This window comes from Pseudomonas tohonis (genome assembly GCF_012767755.2).
In the GTDB taxonomy this organism is placed as follows: Bacteria; Pseudomonadota; Gammaproteobacteria; order Pseudomonadales; family Pseudomonadaceae; genus Metapseudomonas; species Metapseudomonas tohonis.
The window spans coordinates 734,499-756,306 of the sequence record NZ_AP023189.1; the positions used below are offsets into that span (position 1 = coordinate 734,499).

The window sequence follows — 21,808 nt, forward strand, 5'->3', positions numbered from 1 at the left end:
GCCGCTTGGAACTGACGTTATGCCCTTCGATCTCGCTTCCCGCCTCGCCGAGCGCCGCGCCGCCGATCTCCATCGCCAGCGTCCCCTGCTGGAAAGTCCCCAGGGGCCGGATGTGGTGGTGGACGGCCGGGCGATGCTGGCCTTCTGTTCGAACGACTACCTGGGCCTGGCCAACCACCCCGAGGTTATCGCCGCGCTGCGTGCCGGTGCCGAGCGCTGGGGTGCTGGCGGCGGTGCCTCGCACCTGGTCATCGGCCACAGCGGGCCGCACCACGAGCTGGAACTGGCCCTGGCCGAGTTCACCGGGCGCCCGCGTGCGCTGCTGTTCTCCACCGGCTACATGGCCAACCTGGGTGCCGTCACCGCGCTGGTGGGCAAGGGCGGCAGCGTGCTGGAGGACCGCCTCAACCACGCGTCCCTGCTCGATGCCGGCCTGCTGTCGGGTGCGCGCTTCTCGCGCTACCTGCACAACGATGTGGCCAGCCTCGCCGCGCGCCTGGAGAAGGCCGAAGGCGACACGCTGGTCGTCACCGATGGCGTGTTCAGCATGGATGGCGATCTTGCCGACCTGCCCACGCTCTGCGCCAAGGCGCGGGAGCAGGGCGCCTGGGTGATGGTCGACGACGCCCATGGCTTCGGCCCTTTGGGGGCCACCGGTGGCGGCATCGTCGAGCACTTCGGCCTCGGCCTGGAGGATGTGCCCGTGCTGGTCGGCACCCTGGGCAAGGCCTTCGGCACCGCCGGTGCCTTCGTCGCGGGCAGTGAAGAACTGATCGAGACGCTGATCCAGTTCGCCCGCCCCTACATCTACACCACCAGCCAGCCGCCCGCCGTGGCCTGCGCCACCCTCAAGAGCCTGCAGCTCCTGCAGAAGGAGAGCTGGCGCCGAGAGCACCTGAACGGGCTGGTCCGGCGCTTCCGCGAGGGGGCCGCCGAGATCGGCCTGAGCCTGATGGACAGCCCCACGCCGATCCAGCCGATCCTGGTCGGCGACAGCGCCCGGGCCCTGCGCCTCGCCGCCCTGCTGCGCGAACGCGGCATCCTCGTCGGGGCCATCCGCCCGCCGACGGTGCCGGCCGGCAGCGCGCGCCTGCGGGTGACCTTCAGCGCCTCCCACAGCGAGGCCCAGCTGGAACTGTTGCTCCAGGCGTTGTCCGAAAGCTGGAACATTCTGGCTAAGGAAGGAAGAACCGATGCGTGACCGACTGATCCTGCTGCCCGGCTGGGCGCTCGGCCCGGGTGCCCTGGAGCCGCTGCGCGATGCGCTGTCCGAGCGTGCGCCGCACCTGAACATCGAGATCGAGCCGCTGCCCGACCTCGCGCAGCCGGAGGCCTGGCTCGACGAGCTCGATGCGCGCCTGCCGAGCGATTGCTGGCTGGCGGGCTGGTCCCTCGGCGGGATGCTGGCGGCGCAGCTGGCGGCACGGCGCGACGGGGCCTGCTTCGGGCTGATCGGGCTCGCCAGCAACCTGTGTTTCCGTGCCCGCGAGGATTGGCCGAGCGCGATGCCCGGCGATGTCTTCGCCGCATTCCACGAGGCCTTCGGTCTCGACCCCGAGCTGACCCTGAAGCGCTTCCGCCTGCTGGTGAGCCAGGGCGCCAAGGACCCGCGCACCCTGGTGCGGCAGCTGCAGGTCACCCAGCCGTCCACCCCGGTGGAGGTGCTCGAAGCCGGCCTGCAACTGCTGGCCGGGCTGGACACCCGTGGCGCCCTGCGCGCCTACAGCGGCCCGCAACTGCACCTGTTCGCCGGGCGTGATGCGCTGGTGCCGGCCGGCGCCTGCCAGGCGTTGCTGGACTGGCTGCCGGATGTCGAGGCGACGGTGATCCGCGAAGCCAGCCATGGGCTGCCGGTGGAGTGTCCGGACGCGGTCGCCGAGGCCATGCTGGCGTTCATGTTCGAAGGTGAAGATGTCTGAATCCGTCGTCGTCCCGTCGCCCAGCCTTTCGGTGGAGGCACCGCCCCTGCCGGACAAGCGCCAGGTCGCGGCCTCCTTTTCCCGAGCGGCGGCCAGCTACGACAGCGTCGCCGAGCTGCAGCGTGCCGTCGGCGGTGCCCTGCTCGACAGCCTGCCCGATGGCTTCGTCCCCGAGCGCTGGCTCGACCTGGGTTGCGGCACCGGGCATTTCTCGCGCGTGCTGGCGGAGCGCTTCCCCACGGCCGACGGCCTGGCGCTGGATATCGCCGAAGGCATGCTGCAACACGCCCGCCCACTGGGCGGGGCCAGCCACTTCGCCGCCGGCGACGCCGAGCGCCTGCCTCTTGTGGACGGTTGCCTGGACCTGGTGTTCAGCAGCCTGGCGGTGCAGTGGTGCGGTGATTTCGCGGCGGTGCTGAGCGAGGCGCGGCGAGTGTTGCGGCCGAACGGCCTGCTGGTCTTCAGCAGCCTGTGCGTCGGCACTCTGCAGGAGTTGCGCGACAGCTGGCAGGAGGTGGACGGCTTCGTTCACGTCAACCGCTTCCGTGAGTTCGGCCGCTATCAGGCGCTGTGTGCGGGCAGTGGCCTGCGCCCGTTGGTTCTGGAGCGCCGTCCTCGCGTGCTGCATTTCCCCGACCTGCGCAGCCTGACCCATGAGCTCAAGGCGCTGGGCGCGCACAACCTCAATCCCGGGCGCCCCGGTGGCCTGACCGGCAGGGCGCGCATGCTCGCCCTGATCGAAGCCTACGAACGTCGGCGCGATGCCGCCGGCCTGCCCGTCACCTACCAGGTCGTCCACGGCCTCTTGCGCAAGGAGCCCTGAATGAGCGCGGCCTTCTTCATCGCCGGCACCGACACCGAGATCGGCAAGACCACGGTGGCCGCGGGCTTGCTGCACGCCGCCCGCCTGGCCGGGCTGTCCACCGCGGCGAGCAAGCCGGTGGCGTCCGGCTGTGTTCCGACCCCCGCCGGCCTGCGCAACGAGGACGCCCTGGCACTGCTGGGCGAGTGCTCGCTGCCGCTGGCCTATGAGGAGGTCAACCCGCTGGCCTTCGCGCCCGCCATCGCACCGCACCTGGCCGCGCGCGAGGTCGGTGTCGAGCTGGACCTGTCCGCGCTGGAAGGCCCGGTGCGGCGGGTCATCGACAAGGGGGCGGACTTCACCCTGGTCGAGGGCGCCGGTGGCTGGAGGGTGCCGCTGGCCGGCGGCGCAAGTCTTTCTGACCTGCCGATCGCCCTGGGCCTGCCGGTGATCCTGGTGGTGGGCGTGCGCCTCGGCTGCATCAACCATGCGGTGCTCAGTGCCGAGGCGATCCTGCGTGATGACCTGCCGCTGGCCGGCTGGGTGGCGAACCTGGTGGACCCGGCGACCTCGCGCCTGGAAGAGAACCTCGCCACCCTGGCGGAGCGGCTTCCGGCTCCGTGCCTGGGGCGTATCCCCCGCCTGGCGGCCCCGACGCCCGCGGCCGTTGCGGCCTGCCTGGACCTGGCCCCTCTGGCGCTATAAGCAGAACGGCGTCCATAGCCTTTTGTTTGTACGTTTTTTAGACGTTTTCTGCTTCAATTACGGCGTTGATCTCTTGTTTCGAGGTTGGTGATGGAAATCTCCGGTAGTGCCTTCAGCGCAGGATTGAGTGCTCTGCAATCGGGCCAGCGTCGTATCGACCAGGCCGGTGCGGATATCGCGGGCTCGTCCGTGCAGCGCAACCAGCAGGCCCCCAGCGCCCGAGTCCAGGAATTCAACGATGTCGACCAGGCGAGCAACCTGGTGGACCTCAACGTCGGCAAGTTCCAGGCGGAAGCCGGAGCCCAGGTGATCAAGACCGCTGACGATGTACTCGGAACCCTGATCGACACCCGCGCCTGACTGACGGCTCCCCGACTGCGATAGCGGCGGTGGCCTGGCGCGGGCAGGGAGGGCCCCATGCGGATCGGCAGTGCTGCATATCTCCCTTCCTCGGCGATGGCGCCCCAGCCCCTGCGCGGCGCGGTGAACGGCGCTGCATCCGAATCCTCTTCCTCCCTCCGTGATCCCGCCTCTTCCGGCGAACTGGCTTCGTCGTCCGAAACGCGTGCTGCCGATGCGCGCGGCGCAGGGGCATCCACCACGCGCCAGACCCGTCAGCAGGAACAGCAGGACCTCCAGGAAATCGCTGAGCTGGCCGCGCGGGACCGTGAAGTCCGCGCCCATGAGCAGGCCCATGCCTCGGTAGGTGCCGCCTACGCGGGCTCACCCAGCTACAGCTTCAAGCGCGGGCCGGATGGCCAATCCTATGCCGTGGGCGGCGAGGTGGGGATCGACGTCAGCGCCGTGGCCGGCGACCCCGAGGCCACCTTGCGCAAGATGGAGGTGGTGCAGCGCGCGGCGCTGGCGCCGGCCGATCCCTCCGCACAGGACCGCCGCGTCGCCGCCGAGGCCGCCGCGCAGGCCGGCCAGGCGCTGGTCGAACTCGCCCAGATGCGCCGCGAGGAAGCCGCCGAGGAAGCCGCTCGCAAGGCCGAGGCGCGTGCCGAAGCGGACGACGCCTCCGAATCATCCCCACCAGGCGCCAGCCAGGACCTCGGGCTCTATCTCCAGGTCGCTCGCTCCGACGCGCCCGGGCCCCTGCTGGATATCCGCGCCTGAGCCGCGACAGGCGGATGCTTGACAAGGGAATGGCGTAAACGTATGTTTCAAACACCTGTTTGATTGTCGGGCGGCCAGCGTGCAACCGACAGCGACTACCGTGATGTTGTAAGCGACCGATGTGCCGGTCACCTTAACTAGGAACCCACCGTAGAGGTTTACTGCTATGCCTGATTACAAGGCCCCCTTGCGTGATATCCGCTTCGTTCGTGACGAACTGCTCGGCTACGAAGCGCACTATCAGAGCCTGCCTGGCTGCCAGGACGCCACCCCGGACATGGTCGACGCCATTCTCGAGGAAGGTGCAAAGTTCTGTGAGCAGGTGATCGCTCCGCTGAACCGCGTGGGTGACACCGAGGGCTGCACCTGGAGCGAGTCCGGCGTGAAGACCCCGACCGGCTTCAAGGAAGCCTACAAGCAGTTCGTGGAAGGCGGCTGGCCGAGCCTGGCCCATGACGTCGAACACGGCGGCCAGGGCCTGCCCGAGTCGCTCGGCCTGGCCATCAGCGAAATGGTCGGCGAAGCCAACTGGTCCTGGGGCATGTACCCCGGCCTGTCCCACGGCGCGATGAACACCCTGTCCGCCCACGGCACCGAAGACCAGAAGCACACCTACCTGACCAAGCTGGTATCCGGCGAGTGGACCGGCACCATGTGCCTGACCGAACCGCACTGCGGTACCGACCTGGGCATGCTGCGCACCAAGGCCGAGCCCCAGGCCGATGGTTCCTACAAGGTCACCGGCACCAAGATCTTCATCTCCGCCGGTGAGCACGACATGGCCGACAACATCGTCCATATCGTCCTGGCCCGCCTGCCCGATGCACCGGCCGGCACCAAAGGCATCTCCCTGTTCATCGTGCCGAAGTTCCTGCCGACCGCCGAAGGCGGCGTGGGCGAGCGCAACGCCGTGGCCTGTGGCTCCATCGAACACAAGATGGGCATCCACGGCAACGCCACCTGCGTGATGAACTTCGACGGTGCCACCGGCTTCCTGATCGGCCCGGCGAACAAAGGCCTGAACTGCATGTTCACCTTCATGAACACCGCTCGCCTGGGTACCGCGCTGCAAGGCCTGGCCCATGCCGAGATCGGCTTCCAGGGTGGCCTGAAATACGCTCGCGAGCGCCTGCAGATGCGTGCCCTGACCGGCCCGAAAGCGCCCGAGAAGCCCGCTGACCCGATCATCGTCCACCCGGACGTACGTCGCATGCTGCTGACCATGAAAGCCTTCGCCGAAGGCAACCGCGCGATGGTGTACTTCACCGCCAAGCAGGTCGACATCGTCAAGTACAGCCAGAACGAGGAAGAGAAGAAAGCCGCCGACGCGCTGCTGGCCTTCCTGACCCCGATCGCCAAGGCGTTCATGACCGAAGTCGGCTTCGAGTCGGCCAACCACGGCGTACAGATCTATGGCGGCCACGGCTTCATCGCCGAGTGGGGCATGGAGCAGAACGTCCGCGACAGCCGCATCTCCATGCTGTACGAAGGCACCACCGGCATCCAGGCGCTGGACCTGCTGGGTCGCAAGATCCTCATGACCCAGGGCGAAGCGCTGAAGGGCTTCACCAAGATCGTCCACAAGTTCTGCCAGGCCAACGAAGGCAACGAAGCCGTCAAGGAATTCGTCGAGCCCCTGGCCAAGCTGAACAAGGAGTGGGGCGACGTCACCATGAAGGTCGGCATGGCCGCGATGAAAGATCGCGAAGAAGTCGGTGCCGCCTCCGTGGACTACCTGATGTACTCCGGTTACGCCTGCCTGGCCTACTTCTGGGCCGACATGGCCCGCCTGGCTGCCGAGAAACTGGCCGCCGGCGAAGGCGATGCCGCCTTCTACAAGGCCAAGCTGCAGACCGCGCGCTTCTACTTCAAGCGCATCCTGCCGCGTACCCGTACCCACGTCGAAACCATGCTGTCCGGCGCCAACAACCTGATGGACCTGGCCGAAGAAGACTTCGCCCTCGGTTACTAAGGTTCAGCGCTGTACGAAGGAGCCCGCCGCAAGGCGGGCTTTTTCTTTGGCGCGCGAATAGACCGGGAGAGGCTCGCGAAAGCACGACGATCGCGGCGTTTCGTCGCCTGGACGGGTGCGTGGCCCTGGCAGAAATGCAATCATATGGCCAGCTCCCCATCCCCCTTTCGACACCTGTCTGGATCAGCATCAGTGCGGTCTCTCTCGTCATTTCGCGTCAGCCATTTCGTCCCGCCCCTGGCCCTGATCCTGGCCGGCGGCGTGATGGGCTCGCTGCCGGGCATGACCGAGTTCTTCGTCTCGCTGTTCAACGTGCTGCCCACGCTCCTGCTGCTGCTCGGTGGCTCCTTCTGCGCCGCCTATGGCCGCCTGCGCCAGCTGTTCCTGCTGCTGATCCTCTACCTCGCCTACTACCTGCTCGACACCCAGGTCGACTACTACCAGGCCGAACGCGTGGTGCGCGAGGATGCGGCGCTGGTGTTCCACCTCTGCAGCCTGCTGCTGCCGCTGCTGTTCGGCCTGTTCGGGTGCTGGCAGGAGCGCACCCACCTGCTTCAGGATTTCGTCGCCCGGGGGGCGGTGATCCTCGCCGTGGTGGGCGTTGCCGTCGCCCTCGGCCGCAGCTACCCCGAGTCCCTGCTGCCGGTGCTCACCGCCGTGCACTGGCCGCTGCTGCACGGCAGCTGGATGAGCCTGATCCAGCTGTCCTACTTCGCCTTCGTCGGCGCGCTGATCGCCCTCGCGGTCACCTATGCCCGCCAGCCCCGCCCGCAGCACGCCGCGCAGCTGCTGGCCCTGCTCGGCATCTGGTGGATGCTGCCCAAGGTCTTCGTCCTGCCCCACGCGCTGCACGCCATGAGCAGCCTGGCGATGCTCGCGCTGACCGCCTCGGTGGCCCACGAGGCCTACCAGATGGCCTTCCGCGACGAACTCACCGGGTTGCCCGGCCGCCGCGCCCTCAACGAACGCCTGCAGCGCCTCGGGCGCAACTACGTGCTGGCGATGACCGATGTCGACCACTTCAAGAAATTCAACGACACCTACGGCCACGATGTCGGCGACCAGGTGCTGCGCATGGTCGCCGCGCGCCTGAAGAAGGTCACCGGCGGTGGCAAGGCGTACCGCTATGGCGGCGAGGAATTCACCATCGTCTTCGCCGGCAAGACCATGGAGGAATGCCAGCCGCACCTGGAGGCGGTGCGCGAGGCGATCGAGAACTACGCCATGCAACTGCGCGACAAGGACAGCCGCCCCAAGAACGACGAGCAGGGCCGCAGCAAGCGCAGCGGCGCCGCCGGGCAGAGCGTCTCGGTCACCATCAGCATCGGCGTCGCCGAACGCGATGCCGAGCAGCGCACCCCCGAGGAAGTCATCAAGGTGGCCGACCAGGCGCTCTACAGCGCCAAGAGCGCCGGGCGCAACCGCGTGTTCCTCCATGGGCAGAACCGCCGTGGCGCGGTGCGGGTGCGCAAGGCCGACGCCTAGCGCAGCGGGTTATGGCGCTGCATTCAGCGCCGGCAGCTTCGTTGTCCGGGGCCCGGGCGCGCAGTAGGGTCGGATGATTGGCGCCGACCCTGGCGCTCGCCCAAGGAGAACCCTGCCATGCCCGAGTACAAGGCCCCCCTGCGCGACATGCGCTTTTTGATCGACGAAGTCTTCGATTTCCCGGCGACCTACGCCGCCATCGGTGCCAGCGACGCCACCCCGGACATGGTCTCGGCGATCCTCGAGGAGGGCGCCAAGTTCTGCGAGCAGGTGCTCTCGCCCATCAACCGCTCCGGCGACGAGGAAGAGTGCCAGTGGAAGGATGGCGTGGTGACCACGCCCAAGGGCTTCAAGGAAGCCTTCGCCCAGTACGTCGAGGGGGGCTGGAACGGCCTGGCCGCCGACCCGGCCTACGGCGGCCAGGGGCTGCCCCATTCCCTCGGCCTGATCATCAGCGAGATGGTCGCCTCCAGTAACCAGTCCTGGGCCATGTACCCCGGCCTCACCCACGGCGCCATGTCGGCCATCCACGCCCACGGCACCGAAGAGCAGAAGCAGACCTACCTGACCCGCATGACCGAAGGCCGCTGGACCGGCACCATGTGCCTCACCGAGCCCCACTGCGGCACCGACCTGGGCATCATCAAGACCCGCGCCGTGCCCCAGGCCGACGGCAGCTACGCGGTCAGCGGCACCAAGATCTTCATCTCTGCCGGCGAGCATGACATGAGCGAGAACATCGTCCACCTCGTCCTCGCCAAGCTGCCCGATGCGCCCGCCGGTACCAAGGGCATCTCCCTGTTCATCGTGCCCAAGTTCATGCCGGCCGCCGATGGCGCCGTCGGTGCGCGCAACGCCGTCTCCTGCGGGTCCATCGAACACAAGATGGGCATCAAGGCCTCCGCCACCTGCGTGATGAACTTCGACTCCGCCACCGGCTACCTGATCGGCGAGGCCAACAAGGGCCTCAATTGCATGTTCACCATGATGAACCACGCCCGCCTGGGCACCGGCATGCAGGGGCTCTGCCTCGGCGAAGCCAGCTACCAGGGCGCGGTGCGCTACGCCAACGACCGCTTGCAGATGCGCGCACTGACCGGGCCGAAAGCCCCGGAGAAGGCCGCCGACCCGATCATCGTGCACCCCGACGTACGCCGCATGCTGCTGACCATGAAGGCGTTCAACGAAGGCAACCGCGCGCTCTCCTACTTCACCGCCCAGCTGCTCGACATCGCCCACGGCAGCCCGGATGCGGAGCAGCGCCAGGAAGCCGACGACCTGCTGGCCTTCCTCACCCCCATCTGCAAGGCCTTCATGACCGAGACCGGGCTGGAAGCCACCAACCTCGGCATGCAGGTATTCGGCGGCCACGGCTACATCCGCGAGTGGGGCATGGAGCAACTGGTGCGCGACTGCCGCATCGCCCCCATCTACGAAGGCACCAACGGCATCCAGGCCCTCGACCTGCTCGGCCGCAAGGTGCTCGGCAGCCAGGGCAAGCTGCTGCGCGGCTTCACCAAGCGCGTGCACAAGTTCTGCCAGGCCCAGGCCGAGCACCCGCAGTTCAGGGGGCAGGTCGCCGAACTGGCGCGCCTCAACCAGCAGTGGGGCGAACTGACCCAGAAGGTCGGCATGGCCGCCATGAAGAACCCGGACGAAGTGGGTGCCGCCTCCGTCGACTACCTCATGTACTCCGGCTACATCGTGCTCGCCTGGTTCTGGCTGCAGATGGCCGTGGTCGCCCAGGCCAAGCTCGATGCCGGCACCAGCGAAGCCGCCTACTACCAGACCAAGCTGGCCACCTTCGACTTCTACTTCAAGCGCCTGCTGCCGCGCACCACCGCCCATCAGGCGGGGGTCGAGGCCGGCAGCGACTCCCTGATGGCCCTGCCGGCCGAACAGTTCGCGCTCTGAGCGTCTAATCTCGGTGTATCCAGGGGCCCGCCACGTGCGGGCCCTTTTCATCGGGGTTGCGATTTGTGACCATTCAATAACATATGGTCACGCAACGACCCTATGTGTCTCAAAAGTTGTTCGGGTACACTGCCGGCCTGTTCCGTGAAACCGGCCTTCCCGGCCACCTGTAGAGTTCCTGCGAGGTTTTGCACATGGCTGACTACAAAGCGCCCCTGCGCGATATGCGCTTCGTTCTCAATGAAGTTTTCGAGGTCGCCAAGCTCTGGGCTGAACTGCCCGCCCTGGCCGAGACCGTCGATGCGGAAACCGCCTCCGCGATCCTCGAAGAGGCTGGCAAGGTCACCGGCGGCGTCATCGCCCCGCTGAACCGTTCCGGCGACGAGGAAGGCTGCCAGTGGAACGACGGCGTGGTCAGCACCCCGGCCGGCTTCCCCGAGGCCTACAAGACCTACGCCGAAGGCGGCTGGGTCGGCGTCGGTGGCGATCCGGTCTTCGGCGGCATGGGCATGCCCAAGGCGATCTCCGCCCAGGTCGAGGAAATGGTCAACTCGGCCAACCTGTCCTTCGGCCTCTACCCCATGCTCACCGCCGGTGCCTGCCTGTCGATCAACGCGCACGCCAGCGAAGAGCTGAAGGAAAAGTACCTGCCGAACATGTACGCGGGCGTCTGGGCCGGCTCCATGTGCCTGACCGAACCCCACGCCGGCACCGACCTGGGCATCATCCGCACCAAGGCCGAACCCCAGGCCGACGGCAGCTACAAGCTCACCGGCACCAAGATCTTCATCACCGGTGGCGAGCACGACCTCACCGAGAACATCATCCACCTGGTCCTGGCCAAGCTGCCCGACGCGCCGGCCGGCCCGAAAGGCATCTCGCTGTTCCTGGTGCCCAAGTTCATGGTCAACGCCGACGGCTCCCTGGGTGAGAAGAACGCCCTGTCCTGCGGCTCCATCGAACACAAGATGGGCATCAAGGCCTCCGCCACCTGCGTCATGAACTTCGACGGCGCCACCGGCTGGATCGTCGATGCCCCGAACAAGGGCCTGGCCGCCATGTTCACCATGATGAACTACGAGCGCCTGGGCGTCGGCATCCAGGGCCTGGCCTCCGGCGAGCGTTCCTACCAGAGCGCCGTCGAATACGCCCGTGACCGCATCCAGAGCCGTGCGCCGACCGGCCCGGTCGCCAAGGACAAGGCCGCCGACCCGATCATCGTGCACCCCGACGTGCGTCGCATGCTGCTGACCATGAAGGCCGCCAACGAAGGTGGTCGTGCCTTCTCCACCTACGTCGCCATGCAGCTCGACACCGCCAAGTACAGCGAAGACCCCGTCGTGCGCAAGCGCGCCGAGGAAATGGTCGCCCTGCTGACCCCCGTGGCCAAGGCCTTCCTCACCGACCTCGGCCTGGAAACCACCGTCCACGGCCAGCAGATCTTCGGCGGCCACGGCTTCATCCGCGAGTGGGGCCAGGAGCAGCTGGTGCGTGACGTGCGCATCACCCAGATCTACGAAGGCACCAACGGCATCCAGGCCCTGGACCTCGTCGGCCGCAAGGTCGTCGGCAGCGGTGGCGCGTTCTACAAGCACTTCTCCGACGAGATCAAGGCCTTCACCGGCAGCGCCTCCGCCGACCTGGCCGAGTTCGTCCAGCCGCTGAACGCCGCCGTCGCCAACCTCGACGACCTGACCGCTTGGCTGCTGGAACGCGCCAAGTCCAACCCCAACGAGATCGGCGCCGCCTCGGTCGAGTACCTGCACGCCTTCGGCTACACCGCCTACGCCTACATGTGGGCGCTGATGGCCAAGGCTGCACTGGGCAAGGAAGGCCAGGACGAGTTCTACGCCAGCAAGCTCGGCACCGCGCGCTTCTACTTCGCCCGCCTGCTGCCGCGCATCCACTCCCTGACCGCCTCCGTGAAGGCCGGCAGCGAGTCGCTGTACCTGCTGGACGCCGCCCAGTTCTAAGCGGCCCCCGCAAACGAAGAAGCCCCGCCGATGCGGGGCTTTTTCATTTGAACGTGGGAAATCGCGTCTTCAGGGCGTGGTCATGAGTCATCGGCTCTGTGACAGTTCGAGCCGAGGACTGACAGGATGAGCTCGTGCCGTGGGGTGTGCCGTGCGCACCGCCGCTCGGTGCTTCCGGCGAGTCCCCGGTGCGCAGCACACCCTACGTCCGGAGCGCGCGGCGGTCGCGGGCTCCGAGGTCTGGTTGCGCCCCTTCAATCCGGGATCAGCCTGTCCACCAGGCCCGGGTCGTCGATGAAGCGGTTGCGGGTGCCCTGCAGCGCGGCGATCTGCTCGTTGCGGGCGCGTTCCTCGGCGTCCACCGGGTCCAGGCGGTGCCACTCCTTGAACATCTGCACCTGGCCGACGATGGGCAGGCCGTACTCGATGTGCATGTAGAAGATCGCCCGGGCCACGTTGCCCTTGGCGGCATCGCGAGGCTCCACCAGCTGGAAGCTGGTCCTGAGGTCGCACTCGGCGCCGAACTTGCTCGGCACATCGCCGACCATGCCGAACAGCGCATTGCGCCGCGCCAGCTCGACCCGCGCCAGCTCCGGGTAGAGGTTGTGCAGGTCGGCGAGCATGAAGGGATATTGCGCGTTGGCGCTCTTGCACTGGCTGTCGGTGACGCAGCGCAGCGCGCTCTTGATCTGCTTGATGGAATAGACCGGGCTGGCTGCCAGCAGGCCACTCTCGCCGGTGAAGGCCTTGCCGCAATACAGCGTGGTACCGGCGCCCGCATAGAGCTGAGGCCAGAAGACCTGGCTCACGGCCGCCTTGTGATCGGGGAGCCTGTCCTGGCCGCCGGCGAGGGCGGTGGTGGCGATGAAAGGGGTGAGGCAGCAAAGGGCAATCGCAACTACGCGCATGGTCATGACCCCAGTCGACCGCACGAAAAGGCCGGCCATATCGTTCTTGTAGGACAATGCGGAGTCTATCAAGCGACTATTCTGAAGACAAAGCCTACCGATCGCTTGCTTGGTTGCTGCATTGCCTCTGGGACGGGCCTTTCACTGACGTGATGGCCTTTTGTGATCAAATCGTCAAACCGCTATTTTGTAAGATATTGCTTACATTTTCTGAAGGCGTTCGCTGCTTCCGCCTACATGGCTGCAGGACTAATCTTCACTCCATAGGGACGTAGCGCAGGAAGCGCACTGAAAAACAGGGACTACGCCGGATTTCCGCCAGGATGGTGGGTAGATCAGGGATGTCAGGGATACAAGTCTGCAAAAACCTCGCTTCGGCGGGGTTTTTCTTTTTCCGGACCCGGCATCACGCGGCGGGGGGCACCAGGTTCTCCAGCAGAGCCCGCAGCAGCTCCAGCGTCGCCTGCTGGCGCTGGGCATCGCGGAATACCAACCCCACCTTCAACGGCACGCGGGGCTCGCTCAAGGGCTTCCACAGCAGCGCCTGGTTGGCATGCAACTGCCGCGCGCGGCCGGGCAGCACCGTGGCCAGGCGCGTATGCGGCAGGCTGTCGAGGATGCCGGCCATATGGTTCAGCTCCGCCTGCACCTGCGGGCGCCGGCCGATCAGCGCCAACTGCTCCTGCCAGATCTGCCGTACGCGGAACTCCTCGCCCAGCAGCAGCATCGGCAACTCCGCGGCCTGGGCCAGCGAGACCTTGCGGAACTCCTTCAGCGGGTGCTCCTCGGGAATCACCAGTTGCAACTCGTCCTCGTACAGCAACTGGCTGTGCAGCCCCGGTTGGCGCGGCGGCAGGAAGCCGATGCCGATATCCAGGTTGCCGGTCAGCAGGCGCCGCTCGATGTCCAGGCCCGACAGCTCGTAGATCTGCACCACCAGGTGCGGCTGGGCTTCGCGCAGGCGCTCCAGCAGCAGCGGCACCAGGCTCGCGTTGACCGTCTGCAGCACGCCGATGGCCAGGCTCCGGGGTGATTGCCCGCGGAAGTTGCGCAACGCCTCGCGCGCCCGCTCCATGCCGTCGAGCAGCGGCAGCGCATGGTTGTAGAGCGTGTGCGCGGCGAGGGTCGGCAGCAGGCGCTTGCCGGTGCGCTGGAACAGGCTCACGTCCAGCCCCTGTTCCAGCTGGCGGATCTGCTGGGAAAGCGCCGGCTGGGAAATGCTCAGGCGCTCGGCAGCGCGGCCGACATGGCCTTCCTCGTAGAGCGCGACGAAATAGCGAAGCTGGCGGAAATCCATAAGCCTTTCTTATCGAAGAACCTGAAAAATCGAAATGTCATGCGCAGCGGCAAGGCCCTAGTCTAGCGGCCATAGAACCTGGTTCAAGCGCTGGAGCACGACATGCAGGGCCTGGAAGTAAAAGGTGTATTCATAGGCAAAGCCGAAGATATCGGCGGGGGACTCAGCAGCGCGATCGACAAGCGCCCGGTGGAACACCGGCTCTGGCTCTGGCCCCAGGGCCTGGGCAGCGACGAGCAGGGTGACCCGCGATTCCACGGCGGCCCCGAGCGCGCCCTGCACCACTACCCGGCGGAGCACTACCGCTACTGGCGCAAGCACTACCGCCACCTCGCCTGGAAGGCCCCGTCCTTCGGCGAGAACCTCTCCACCTACGGCCTCACCGAAGAGCAGGTGTGCATCGGCGACAGCTTCCGCTGGGGCGAAGCCATCATCCAGGTCAGCCAGCCGCGCTCGCCCTGCTACCGCCTGAGCCGCCGCTGGGGCATCGAGGAATTGCCGCGCCTGGTGCAGGACACCGGCCGCTGCGGCTGGTTCTACCGCGTGCTGCGCCCCGGCTTCGTCAGCACCGGGGATCGCCTCGCGTTGCTGGAACGCCCATTCCCAGAACTCAGTGTCGCCCGTGCCGTGCGTGCCTACTTCCACGAACCCCTGGAGCGCGAGGGCCTGCAACTGCTGCAGGCCTGCGAAGCCCTGAGCGGCCGCTGGCGCGACGGTGCCGCGCGGCGCCTTTCCAGCGGCCAGGTCGAGGACTGGAATGCACGCCTGCACGGCCTGCCGCTGGAGGGCATGCGCGCATGAGCGACTACCAGATCAATCTGGAACGCCACGGCGTGCTGCTCGCCACCCTGGAGGTGAGCCAGGCGCGCTACGTGGAGATGACCACCCTGCTGCGCGAGCGTTTCCCCCTCGCCGAAGGCTTCGCCCTGCGCATCCGCCGGCGCCGCGAGCTGCGCCGCATCCTCGAGCAGGGGCCGGAAGGCCTGCGCCTGCTGGGCATCGAATACCGCCATGAAGAGGTCCCCGACCATGCGTGACCCCCTCGCCGGCCTGCGCCTGATGCGCACCGTCGAACGCCCGCCCCAGGTCTTCGTGCGTGGCCAGGGCTCCTGGCTCTGGGACGCCGACGGCCGCGCCTACCTGGACTTCACCCAGGGCTGGGCGGTCAACAGCCTCGGCCACAGCCCCGGCGTCGTGGTCGAGGCGCTCAAGCGCCAGGCGGAGGCCCTGATCAACCCGGGGCCGGCCTTCTACAACCGCGGCATGCTCAAGCTCGCCTCGCGCCTGTGCCAGGCCAGCGGCAGCGACCAGGTCTACTTCCTCAACAGTGGCGCCGAAGCCAACGAGGGCGCGATCAAGCTCGCGCGCAAATGGGGCCAGCTGCATCGTGGCGGCGCCTACGGCATCGTCACCGCCGGCAACAGCTTCCACGGCCGCACCCTCGCCACCATGTCCGCCTCCGGCAAGCCGGCCTTCCAGGCCCTGTTCGAGCCCAAGGTGCCCGGTTTCACCAAGGTGCCGTTCAACGACCTCGATGCCCTGCACGCCGCCGTCGACGACAGCGTCGTCGCGGTGATGCTGGAACCGGTGCAGGGCGAGGCCGGGGTCATCCCCGCCACCCTCGAATACCTGCAGGGCGCCGAGCGCCTGTGCCGCGAGCGCGGCGTGCTGCTGATCCTCGACGAGGTGCAGACCGGCATCGGCCGCTGCGGTGCCCTGCTGGCCGAGGACCTCTACGGCGTGCGCGCCGACATCATCACCCTCGGCAAGGGCCTGGGCGGCGGCGTACCCCTGGCTGCGCTGCTCGCCCGGGGCAACGCCTGCTGCTTCGAGCCGGGCGAGCAGGGCGGCACCTACCACGGCAACGCGCTGATGACCGCCGCCGGCCTCGCCGTGCTCAATACCGTGCTGGAGCCGGGCTTCCTCGAACAGGTGCGCGATGTCGCCCAGCACCTGCGCGAAGGCCTCGCCCGCGTGGCCCGCCGCCACGGCCACGGCCCCCTGCGCGGCCATGGCCTGCTGATCGGCATGCCGCTGATCGAACAGCGCGCCGACGCGGTGGTCCGCGCCGCACTCGACGAAGGCCTGCTGATCAACGGCCTGGCCAGCGACTGCCTGCGCTTTTCTCCCGCGCTCACGGTCAGCCACGCCAACGTCGACGAGATGCTCAAGCGCCTCAACCGCGCCTTCGCCCTGGCCAGGGGCAAACACAAGGAGCCCGCCTGATATGCGCGTCGCCATCCTCCAGCACGTCCCCTTCGAGGGCATCGGCCGCATCGCCCAATGGCTCGACCTGCGCTCGGCCCAGGTGCGCGTGCACTACCTGCATGCCGGCTGCCCATTGCCGGAGCTGGATGCCTTCGAGCTGCTGATCGTCATGGGCGGGCCGATGAGCGTCCACGACGAGGCCGTGGTGCCCTGGCTCGCCGGCGAGAAGGCGCTGATCCGCGCAGCCCTGGTCGCTGAAAAGCGCGTGCTGGGCATCTGCCTGGGCGCCCAGCTGCTGGCCGAAGCCCTCGGCGCGCAAGTCCGCACGGGGCAGGTCGAGATCGGCTGGTGGCCCATGGAGAAACACGCCCTCGCCGAGCACTCGCCGCTGGGCCGCATGCTGCCGCAGCGCCTCATGGCCATGCACTGGCACGGCGAGACCTTCGACCTGCCGGCCGGCTCCATCCCGCTCTACGGTTCGGCGGCCTGCGCCAACCAGGGCTTCGTCTGGAAGGAGCGCGCCATCGGCCTGCAATGCCACCTGGAAAGCACGCCCGAAAGCATCCACGAACTGCTCGAAGCCTGCCCCGACGACCTGGCCCTCAGCGGCTCGGTGGAAAGCGCCGCCGCCATCCGCGACGGCTTCCCCCACTGCAGCGCCCTGGCGCCGACGCTGTTCCGCCTGCTCGACTACCTCACCGGGCCGCACGCCGTGCTGACCTGACCCTGTCCCCTCGAGTCTCTTTCTCAACCGCCCGGCGGCCCTGCCCTTTGCCCCGGGCGGTCTTTCATTCCAGGCACCGGTCAACAAGGCGCGCTGTTTCAGTGGGCCCCCGCGTTCGCGAGGGTGACGAGGGGCGGGGAGCCGTCGGCGCGCCGTCAACTCCGAGCCGGCGTGGATCGCTGAAGGGCATCGTGAGCGGAGTGCGCTCCTGCGGGTGCAATCCGGCATCCCGAGCACCAGGCCGCGCGGATTCGACCGTGGCTTCCACGTCCCACCCATACCGTCATCCCCGCGAACGCGGGGAACCACTGAACCCGCTTCGCCAGCCAGATAAGGGGCGGTCAGGGCCGATAGAGCTCCGGCCTGCGGTCGTGCAGGTAGGCGATCGCGGCGCGCGAGGTCTGCAGGGCTTCGTGGGCGAGGTCGGCCAGCAAGAGGGTCTCGTCGCGACCGGCGCGGGCGGTCTGTTCGCCGTCCGGGCCGTTGAGGCTGGAGAGGCCGCAATAGCGGATGGCCCCCTCGGCGCCGCAGTAGTTGGCGTAGGCGAGGTAGCACTGGCTCTCGTAGGCGCGGGTGCGCACCAGCACGTCGCAGACGAAGTCGTACGGCACCATGTTGGCGGTGGGCACCAGCACCAGCTCGGCACCGGCCATGGCCAGGCGCCGCACGTTCTCGGGGAATTCCACGTCGTAGCAGATCAGCACGCCGAGCTTCCAGCCTTCCAGCTCGATGATCGGGCAGGGCGCCTCGCCAGGGCTGAACATGCCCCGGTCCAGCTCACCGAACAGGTGGGTCTTGCGGTAGTTGCCCAGGCGCTCGCCACGCGCGTCGATCAGTTGCGCCGAGTTGTACAGCACCCCGTCCTCACCGCGTTCCGGGTAGCCGTAGAGGATGGCGATGCCCTGTTCGCGGGCGATGGCCGCCACCCGCTGGGCCCAGGGGCCGTCGTCGGGCTGGGCCAGGGTCTGCGCCGCCTCGCGGCCGATGTTGTAGCCGCTCAGGTACATCTCCGGGCCCACCAGCAACCGTGCGCCGCGCCGTGCTGCCTCGGCCGCCTGGCGGTGCAGGCGCGCGAGGTTCGCCTCCGGGTCCAGCGGCAGGGGCGGGCACTGGTAGAGGGCGATGCGCATGGCGTCTCTCCTGGTCATTCCGGCAGGGCGATGGGGCCGAGCTCGGCGAACACATCGCCCGGTCCGGGGTTGTCGGCATGGGTGGCGCCGCCGTAGTGCTTCATGATCCCCCACACGGCGTTGAGCGAGGTCTGCACCGCGCCTTCCACCCAGGCCGGGGTCCAGGACACGTCGTCACCGGCGATGAACATACCCTTGTGCTCGGCGGGCATGTCGTCCTGCATGAAGTGCGCGTACATGCGCTGGTTGTAGCGGTAGTGGCCCGGCAGCGCGCCCTTGAAGGCGCCGAGGAAGTGCGGGTCCGCCTCCCAGGAGACGGTGATCGGGTCGCCGATGATGTGGCTGGCGATGTCCACGTCCGGGTAGATCTTCTTCAGCGCGTCCAGCGCCAGCTTCACGCGCTTCTCGATGGGCTGCGGGAGCATCTTCAGCGCGTCGCTCATCCAGGAGTAGGAGAGGCAGATCACCCCCGGCTTGTCGTCGCCGTTGTCGAACAGGTAGGTGCCGCGGGTGAGGCGGTCGGTGAGCGTCATGCTCATGGTGTCGCGGCCGGTGACCGGGTCCTTGTCCTTCCAGAAGGGCCGGTCGACCATCACGAAGGTCTTCGACGACTGCATGTAGCGGGTGCGGTCCAGGGCCATCCACATCTTCTGCGAGAACAGCGATTCCTCGCACTCGATCTGGGTGGTCAGCAGCCAGCTCTGGCAGGTGGTGAGCACCGCCGCGTAGTGGCGGGTGTCGCCCCAGGCATCGGTCACCGCCAGCTGGCCGTCGGCGGCGCGGGCGATGCGCTTCACCCCCGGGCGCGGCGCGCCGTTGTGCAGCGACGCCAGGCTGGTGCCGGCCGGCCAGTGGGCCATGCGCTCGGGCACGTGGCGCCAGATGCCCAGCGGCACCTGCTGCACGCCACCCACCACCAGGTGCTGGTGGTCGTCGCAGTTGGTCATCACCACGCGGAAGATCTCCAGCATGGAGTTGGGGAAGTCCGAGTCCCAGCCGCCGGTGCCGAAGCCCACCTGGCCGAACACCTCGCGGTGGTGGAACGACAGCTTGGCGAAGGCCTTGGAGGTGGCGACGAAGTCGTAGAAGGTGCGGTCGTCCCAGAGCGGCACCAGGCTGTTCCACAGCTCTTTCAGGCGCTTGGTGTCGCGGTCGCGGATGGCCTGCTGGATCTCGCTGAACTGCGCGCCGTCCTCCAGCGCGTCGGCCCAGGCATCGGCCACCTCGCGGAACAGCGCCGGCAGGTCGGCCATCTTCTCGGCGTAGTAGGTCTTGCCCTCAAGGTCGATCACCGTGCTGCCGGAGGCCGGCGTCAGCGGGTTGGGGAAGGGGCGGGTCTCGAGGCCCAGCTTGTCGACGTAGTGGTAGAAGGCCGTGGACGACACCGGGAAGCGCATGCCGCCCAGCTCCGCGATGATTCCCTCGGTGCCCTCGAACGCCTGCGAGCGCAGGCGCCCGCCCATCTTCGAGGCCTCGTACACCACCGGCTTGAGGCCCAGCTTCATCAGCTCGTAGGCCGCCACCAGCCCGGCGATGCCGGCGCCGACGATGGCCACTTCCTCGCCCTGGCGCTCGACGGGAATGCTGCCCAGGCCGGCGGGGTGCTCGATCCAGTCATCGAAGGCGAAGGGGAAGTCGGGGCCGAAGATGGTGATCGGCTTCTTGCCGTCGGCGGGGTGGCGGTTGTTGTTGTGCATGGCGACCTGCGAAGGATGTTGGAGGGGCTGTCTGTGCAGCGTTGGCGCCATTCTAGGGAGGCTGCTTTTCGTCCATAAGACGAATTTTGTCGTCGATAAGTACGCATAAAATTCATATCGACGACGCGATGATTCGATATGACGAATGTCTCGCTCGGCCGCACAGCCGCTCAGCCCCCTGGGTAGTCACCTTCTCGATGCAGGGATATTTCCTTCGCTAAGGAGGGAAAAGGCCTACTCGTATGCGATTTTCGATAGTTCATCATCCGAGGCCTTCGCATTCGGTGCACCGGGAGACGCCTCATGCACGCTTGGCTACTTCGTACGTTCATCCTGCTCTGTTTGCTGCCCGGGGTCGTTCAGGCGGAGCCGCGCGGCTTTGCCTCCTGCGTGATGGACTCTGGCGTCCAGGCGGCCGAGACCACGGCGCCCCTGCCAGCGCAACTGGTGGTGCCGCGCGACGCGCCGGTGGGAACAGTGCTGTTCGATACCCAGGGCTGGCTCCAGGGCGGCACGGCGAAAGTCACATGTGGCGCGCCTTTCCTGCCAGGCGACCTCTGGCTGCGCAAGGGCTTCTTGAGCGGGGCGGCCGTTCCGGGGCAGCCGAACGTCTACCCCAGCGGCGTGCCGGGTATCGGCATCCGCGTGGCCTGGTCGCGGGACTCGAAGTCGCTGCCGGCGCAGATGAGCGGCGGCGAGTTCATGAACTCTCCACGCACGGTAGAGCCGATGCCCCATGGCAGGTACGCCCCCGCGAACAACTGGTGGGTCCAGCTGGTCAAGACCGGGCCGATCTCCAGCGGCACCTACAACTACGACATCCCCAACGTTGAGGTGCACCACCACGACGTGCGCACCAACATCCTGACATTCCCCCCGCTCGCCATCACCTTCCAGGCGCGCAGTTGCCGGCTGGTCGATGGCCGGGACTACACCCACCACCTGCGCAGCAGTTCGCTCGGGAACTTCTCCGGCGTCGGCAGCACCGCCTTGCCGGAAGATTTCACCATCACGCTGAATTGCGATCGCGGCCTCAGCGTCAGCTACCGGATCGACGGTGATCCGGCCGACGACACCACTTTGAAAAACCAGACGGGCGATGGGATGGCTAAAGGCGTAGGCATCCAGTTGCTCAATCGGATCGGGTTTGGAGGTCCGATACGCCTGGGCCGGGAAGTCATCCTGCCAAGGGCCAATAACTCAGGCGACTTGTCGATCCTGCTGACGGCCCGCTACCGCCAAGTCGACCCTGTGATAACCGCAGGCAAGGTGTCGGCCTTGGCGACCATCACCCTGTTCTACCGGTGACCCTTCAGGCCGGCCCCGGCAGCGGCTGGCCGCGGTCGATCTTGCAACTGAGGATGATCGAGGTGGTGGTGCGCTCCACGCCCTCGACATTGCCGATCTCGTCCAGCAGCAGGTCGAGCCGCTCCGGCGATTCGGCGCGCAGCCAGGCCACGTAGTCGAACTCCCCGCTCACCGTGCACAGCAACTGCACCTCGGCCATGCCGGTCAGCCGGCGCAGCACGTCCTTGCCGCTGCGCGGCCTGACGGTGATGCCCACGTAGGCCTGCAGGCCTCCCTCCGCCACCCGCTGGCCCAGGCGCACCCCATAGCCGCTGATGACCCCGCTGCGCTCCAGGCGTGCCAGGCGCGAATTCACCGTGGTGCGCGCGATGCCCAGGCGGCGGGCGAGGGTGGCGACGCTTTCCCGGGCGTTGATCTGCAGGGCGGCGATCAACTGGCGGTCGGTTTCGTCGAGGAAGACGGGGGCATCTGGCATGGCGAGGCTTCGAGCGGGTCAGGGGAGTGACAAGGCTACCCGAATGCCCGTGGAAGTCACGGTGTGCCGGTGACGCCACAGGCGGAACCGTGCCATTCGGCGGTCAGGGGTAATGGCCTACAGGTAGAGGCGAATCCTCTATGCCTTTTCCTACATGCTACTGCTTTGTGGG

General features: G+C 67.5%; 20 protein-coding genes. 15 read left to right on the forward strand and 5 right to left on the reverse strand.

From position 1 onward, the window contains the following. Positions 1-19: 19 nt before the first annotated feature. The 10 genes from bioF to HSX14_RS03430 all read left to right on the forward strand — a co-directional run bounded on the left by bioF (position 20) and on the right by HSX14_RS03430 (position 11,889). Complete coding sequence (gene bioF / locus HSX14_RS03385) at positions 20-1,201, forward strand: 8-amino-7-oxononanoate synthase (protein WP_173177543.1); 1,182 nt, start codon at positions 20-22, stop codon at positions 1,199-1,201. Further along, positions 1,194-1,919, forward strand: coding sequence for an alpha/beta fold hydrolase (locus tag HSX14_RS03390; protein ID WP_173177545.1), 726 nt, complete (start codon positions 1,194-1,196; stop codon positions 1,917-1,919). Before bioF ends, HSX14_RS03390 begins: the two co-directional genes overlap by 8 nt. Next, positions 1,912-2,742, forward strand: a complete 831-nt coding sequence (gene bioC / locus HSX14_RS03395; protein ID WP_173177547.1) for a malonyl-ACP O-methyltransferase BioC — start codon at positions 1,912-1,914, stop codon at positions 2,740-2,742. The genes HSX14_RS03390 and bioC overlap by 8 nt, the downstream gene beginning before the upstream one ends. Then, on the forward strand, positions 2,743-3,426 hold the full coding sequence (gene bioD / locus HSX14_RS03400) for a dethiobiotin synthase (RefSeq protein WP_173177549.1): 684 nt from the start codon (positions 2,743-2,745) through the stop codon (positions 3,424-3,426). It begins immediately after the preceding gene. Positions 3,427-3,516: 90 nt separating this feature from the next. Then, complete coding sequence (locus HSX14_RS03405) at positions 3,517-3,786, forward strand: pyrroloquinoline quinone biosynthesis protein PqqE (protein ID WP_111259557.1); 270 nt, start codon at positions 3,517-3,519, stop codon at positions 3,784-3,786. Between the two features lie 57 nt (positions 3,787-3,843). Further along, on the forward strand, positions 3,844-4,545 hold the full coding sequence (locus HSX14_RS03410; RefSeq protein WP_173177551.1) for a putative metalloprotease CJM1_0395 family protein: 702 nt from the start codon (positions 3,844-3,846) through the stop codon (positions 4,543-4,545). A gap of 166 nt (positions 4,546-4,711) precedes the next feature. Next, on the forward strand, positions 4,712-6,517 hold the full coding sequence (locus HSX14_RS03415; RefSeq protein WP_173177553.1) for a phenylacyl-CoA dehydrogenase: 1,806 nt from the start codon (positions 4,712-4,714) through the stop codon (positions 6,515-6,517). 192 nt (positions 6,518-6,709) lie between these two features. Continuing rightward, entirely contained in the window at positions 6,710-8,002 is a 1,293-nt protein-coding gene (locus HSX14_RS03420) for a GGDEF domain-containing protein (protein WP_173177555.1), read from the forward strand. Between the two features lie 117 nt (positions 8,003-8,119). Continuing rightward, on the forward strand, positions 8,120-9,916 hold the full coding sequence (locus HSX14_RS03425) for an acyl-CoA dehydrogenase C-terminal domain-containing protein (RefSeq protein WP_173177557.1): 1,797 nt from the start codon (positions 8,120-8,122) through the stop codon (positions 9,914-9,916). Positions 9,917-10,110: 194 nt separating this feature from the next. Beyond that, complete coding sequence (locus HSX14_RS03430) at positions 10,111-11,889, forward strand: acyl-CoA dehydrogenase C-terminal domain-containing protein (protein WP_173177559.1); 1,779 nt, start codon at positions 10,111-10,113, stop codon at positions 11,887-11,889. A gap of 254 nt (positions 11,890-12,143) precedes the next feature. Here HSX14_RS03430 and HSX14_RS03435 read toward each other — a convergent pair whose 3' ends face one another. Beyond that, entirely contained in the window at positions 12,144-12,797 is a 654-nt protein-coding gene (locus tag HSX14_RS03435; protein WP_173177667.1) for an endonuclease I family protein, read from the reverse strand. Between the two features lie 406 nt (positions 12,798-13,203). Beyond that, positions 13,204-14,094, reverse strand: coding sequence for a LysR family transcriptional regulator (locus HSX14_RS03440; protein ID WP_173177561.1), 891 nt, complete (start codon positions 14,092-14,094; stop codon positions 13,204-13,206). A 102-nt stretch (positions 14,095-14,196) separates the two neighbouring features. Between HSX14_RS03440 and HSX14_RS03445 the strand changes: the two genes are divergently transcribed. Genes HSX14_RS03445 through HSX14_RS03460 form a run of 4 tightly spaced genes read left to right on the forward strand, consistent with a single transcriptional unit; the run spans position 14,197 to position 17,026 of the window. Beyond that, positions 14,197-14,895, forward strand: a complete 699-nt coding sequence (locus HSX14_RS03445) for an MOSC domain-containing protein (RefSeq protein ID WP_173177563.1) — start codon at positions 14,197-14,199, stop codon at positions 14,893-14,895. Continuing rightward, positions 14,892-15,131: a hypothetical protein gene (locus HSX14_RS03450; protein ID WP_173177565.1), complete on the forward strand. Its 240-nt coding sequence runs from the start codon at positions 14,892-14,894 to the stop codon at positions 15,129-15,131. Before HSX14_RS03445 ends, HSX14_RS03450 begins: the two co-directional genes overlap by 4 nt. Further along, positions 15,124-16,320: an acetylornithine transaminase gene (locus HSX14_RS03455; protein WP_173177566.1), complete on the forward strand. Its 1,197-nt coding sequence runs from the start codon at positions 15,124-15,126 to the stop codon at positions 16,318-16,320. The genes HSX14_RS03450 and HSX14_RS03455 overlap by 8 nt, the downstream gene beginning before the upstream one ends. A 1-nt stretch (position 16,321) precedes the next feature. Next, positions 16,322-17,026, forward strand: a complete 705-nt coding sequence (locus HSX14_RS03460) for a type 1 glutamine amidotransferase (protein ID WP_173177568.1) — start codon at positions 16,322-16,324, stop codon at positions 17,024-17,026. 341 nt (positions 17,027-17,367) lie between these two features. Here HSX14_RS03460 and HSX14_RS03465 read toward each other — a convergent pair whose 3' ends face one another. Continuing rightward, a complete protein-coding gene (locus tag HSX14_RS03465; RefSeq protein WP_173177570.1) occupies positions 17,368-18,156 on the reverse strand; it encodes a carbon-nitrogen hydrolase family protein in 789 nt (262 codons plus the stop codon). 14 nt (positions 18,157-18,170) lie between these two features. Next, a complete protein-coding gene (locus tag HSX14_RS03470; RefSeq protein WP_173177572.1) occupies positions 18,171-19,853 on the reverse strand; it encodes a flavin monoamine oxidase family protein in 1,683 nt (560 codons plus the stop codon). 303 nt (positions 19,854-20,156) lie between these two features. On the opposite strand from HSX14_RS03470, the gene HSX14_RS03475 reads away from it, so the two are divergent. Beyond that, complete coding sequence (locus tag HSX14_RS03475; protein WP_173177574.1) at positions 20,157-21,161, forward strand: fimbrial protein; 1,005 nt, start codon at positions 20,157-20,159, stop codon at positions 21,159-21,161. Positions 21,162-21,165: 4 nt separating this feature from the next. On the opposite strand, the gene HSX14_RS03480 is transcribed toward HSX14_RS03475, so the two are convergent. Further along, positions 21,166-21,636 carry an Lrp/AsnC family transcriptional regulator gene (locus HSX14_RS03480; protein WP_173177576.1) on the reverse strand — a complete coding sequence of 157 codons (471 nt, stop codon included), beginning with the start codon at positions 21,634-21,636 and terminating at the stop codon, positions 21,166-21,168. Positions 21,637-21,808 lie beyond the last annotated feature (172 nt).

Coding starts and splice junctions, on each gene's coding strand:
- HSX14_RS03425 (WP_173177557.1), top strand. CDS start 8,120: ATGCCCGAGTACAAGGCCCCCCTGCGCGACATGCGCTTTTTGATCGAC.
- HSX14_RS03430 (WP_173177559.1), top strand. CDS start 10,111: ATGGCTGACTACAAAGCGCCCCTGCGCGATATGCGCTTCGTTCTCAAT.
- HSX14_RS03445 (WP_173177563.1), top strand. CDS start 14,197: ATGCAGGGCCTGGAAGTAAAAGGTGTATTCATAGGCAAAGCCGAAGAT.
- HSX14_RS03415 (WP_173177553.1), top strand. CDS start 4,712: ATGCCTGATTACAAGGCCCCCTTGCGTGATATCCGCTTCGTTCGTGAC.
- HSX14_RS03390 (WP_173177545.1), top strand. CDS start 1,194: ATGCGTGACCGACTGATCCTGCTGCCCGGCTGGGCGCTCGGCCCGGGT.
- HSX14_RS03465 (WP_173177570.1), bottom strand. CDS start 18,156: ATGCGCATCGCCCTCTACCAGTGCCCGCCCCTGCCGCTGGACCCGGAG.
- HSX14_RS03455 (WP_173177566.1), top strand. CDS start 15,124: ATGCGTGACCCCCTCGCCGGCCTGCGCCTGATGCGCACCGTCGAACGC.
- bioF (WP_173177543.1), top strand. CDS start 20: ATGCCCTTCGATCTCGCTTCCCGCCTCGCCGAGCGCCGCGCCGCCGAT.
- HSX14_RS03450 (WP_173177565.1), top strand. CDS start 14,892: ATGAGCGACTACCAGATCAATCTGGAACGCCACGGCGTGCTGCTCGCC.
- bioD (WP_173177549.1), top strand. CDS start 2,743: ATGAGCGCGGCCTTCTTCATCGCCGGCACCGACACCGAGATCGGCAAG.
- HSX14_RS03440 (WP_173177561.1), bottom strand. CDS start 14,094: ATGGATTTCCGCCAGCTTCGCTATTTCGTCGCGCTCTACGAGGAAGGC.
- HSX14_RS03470 (WP_173177572.1), bottom strand. CDS start 19,853: ATGCACAACAACAACCGCCACCCCGCCGACGGCAAGAAGCCGATCACC.
- HSX14_RS03475 (WP_173177574.1), top strand. CDS start 20,157: ATGCACGCTTGGCTACTTCGTACGTTCATCCTGCTCTGTTTGCTGCCC.
- HSX14_RS03460 (WP_173177568.1), top strand. CDS start 16,322: ATGCGCGTCGCCATCCTCCAGCACGTCCCCTTCGAGGGCATCGGCCGC.
- HSX14_RS03435 (WP_173177667.1), bottom strand. CDS start 12,797: ATGCGCGTAGTTGCGATTGCCCTTTGCTGCCTCACCCCTTTCATCGCC.
- bioC (WP_173177547.1), top strand. CDS start 1,912: ATGTCTGAATCCGTCGTCGTCCCGTCGCCCAGCCTTTCGGTGGAGGCA.
- HSX14_RS03410 (WP_173177551.1), top strand. CDS start 3,844: ATGCGGATCGGCAGTGCTGCATATCTCCCTTCCTCGGCGATGGCGCCC.
- HSX14_RS03405 (WP_111259557.1), top strand. CDS start 3,517: ATGGAAATCTCCGGTAGTGCCTTCAGCGCAGGATTGAGTGCTCTGCAA.
- HSX14_RS03480 (WP_173177576.1), bottom strand. CDS start 21,636: ATGCCAGATGCCCCCGTCTTCCTCGACGAAACCGACCGCCAGTTGATC.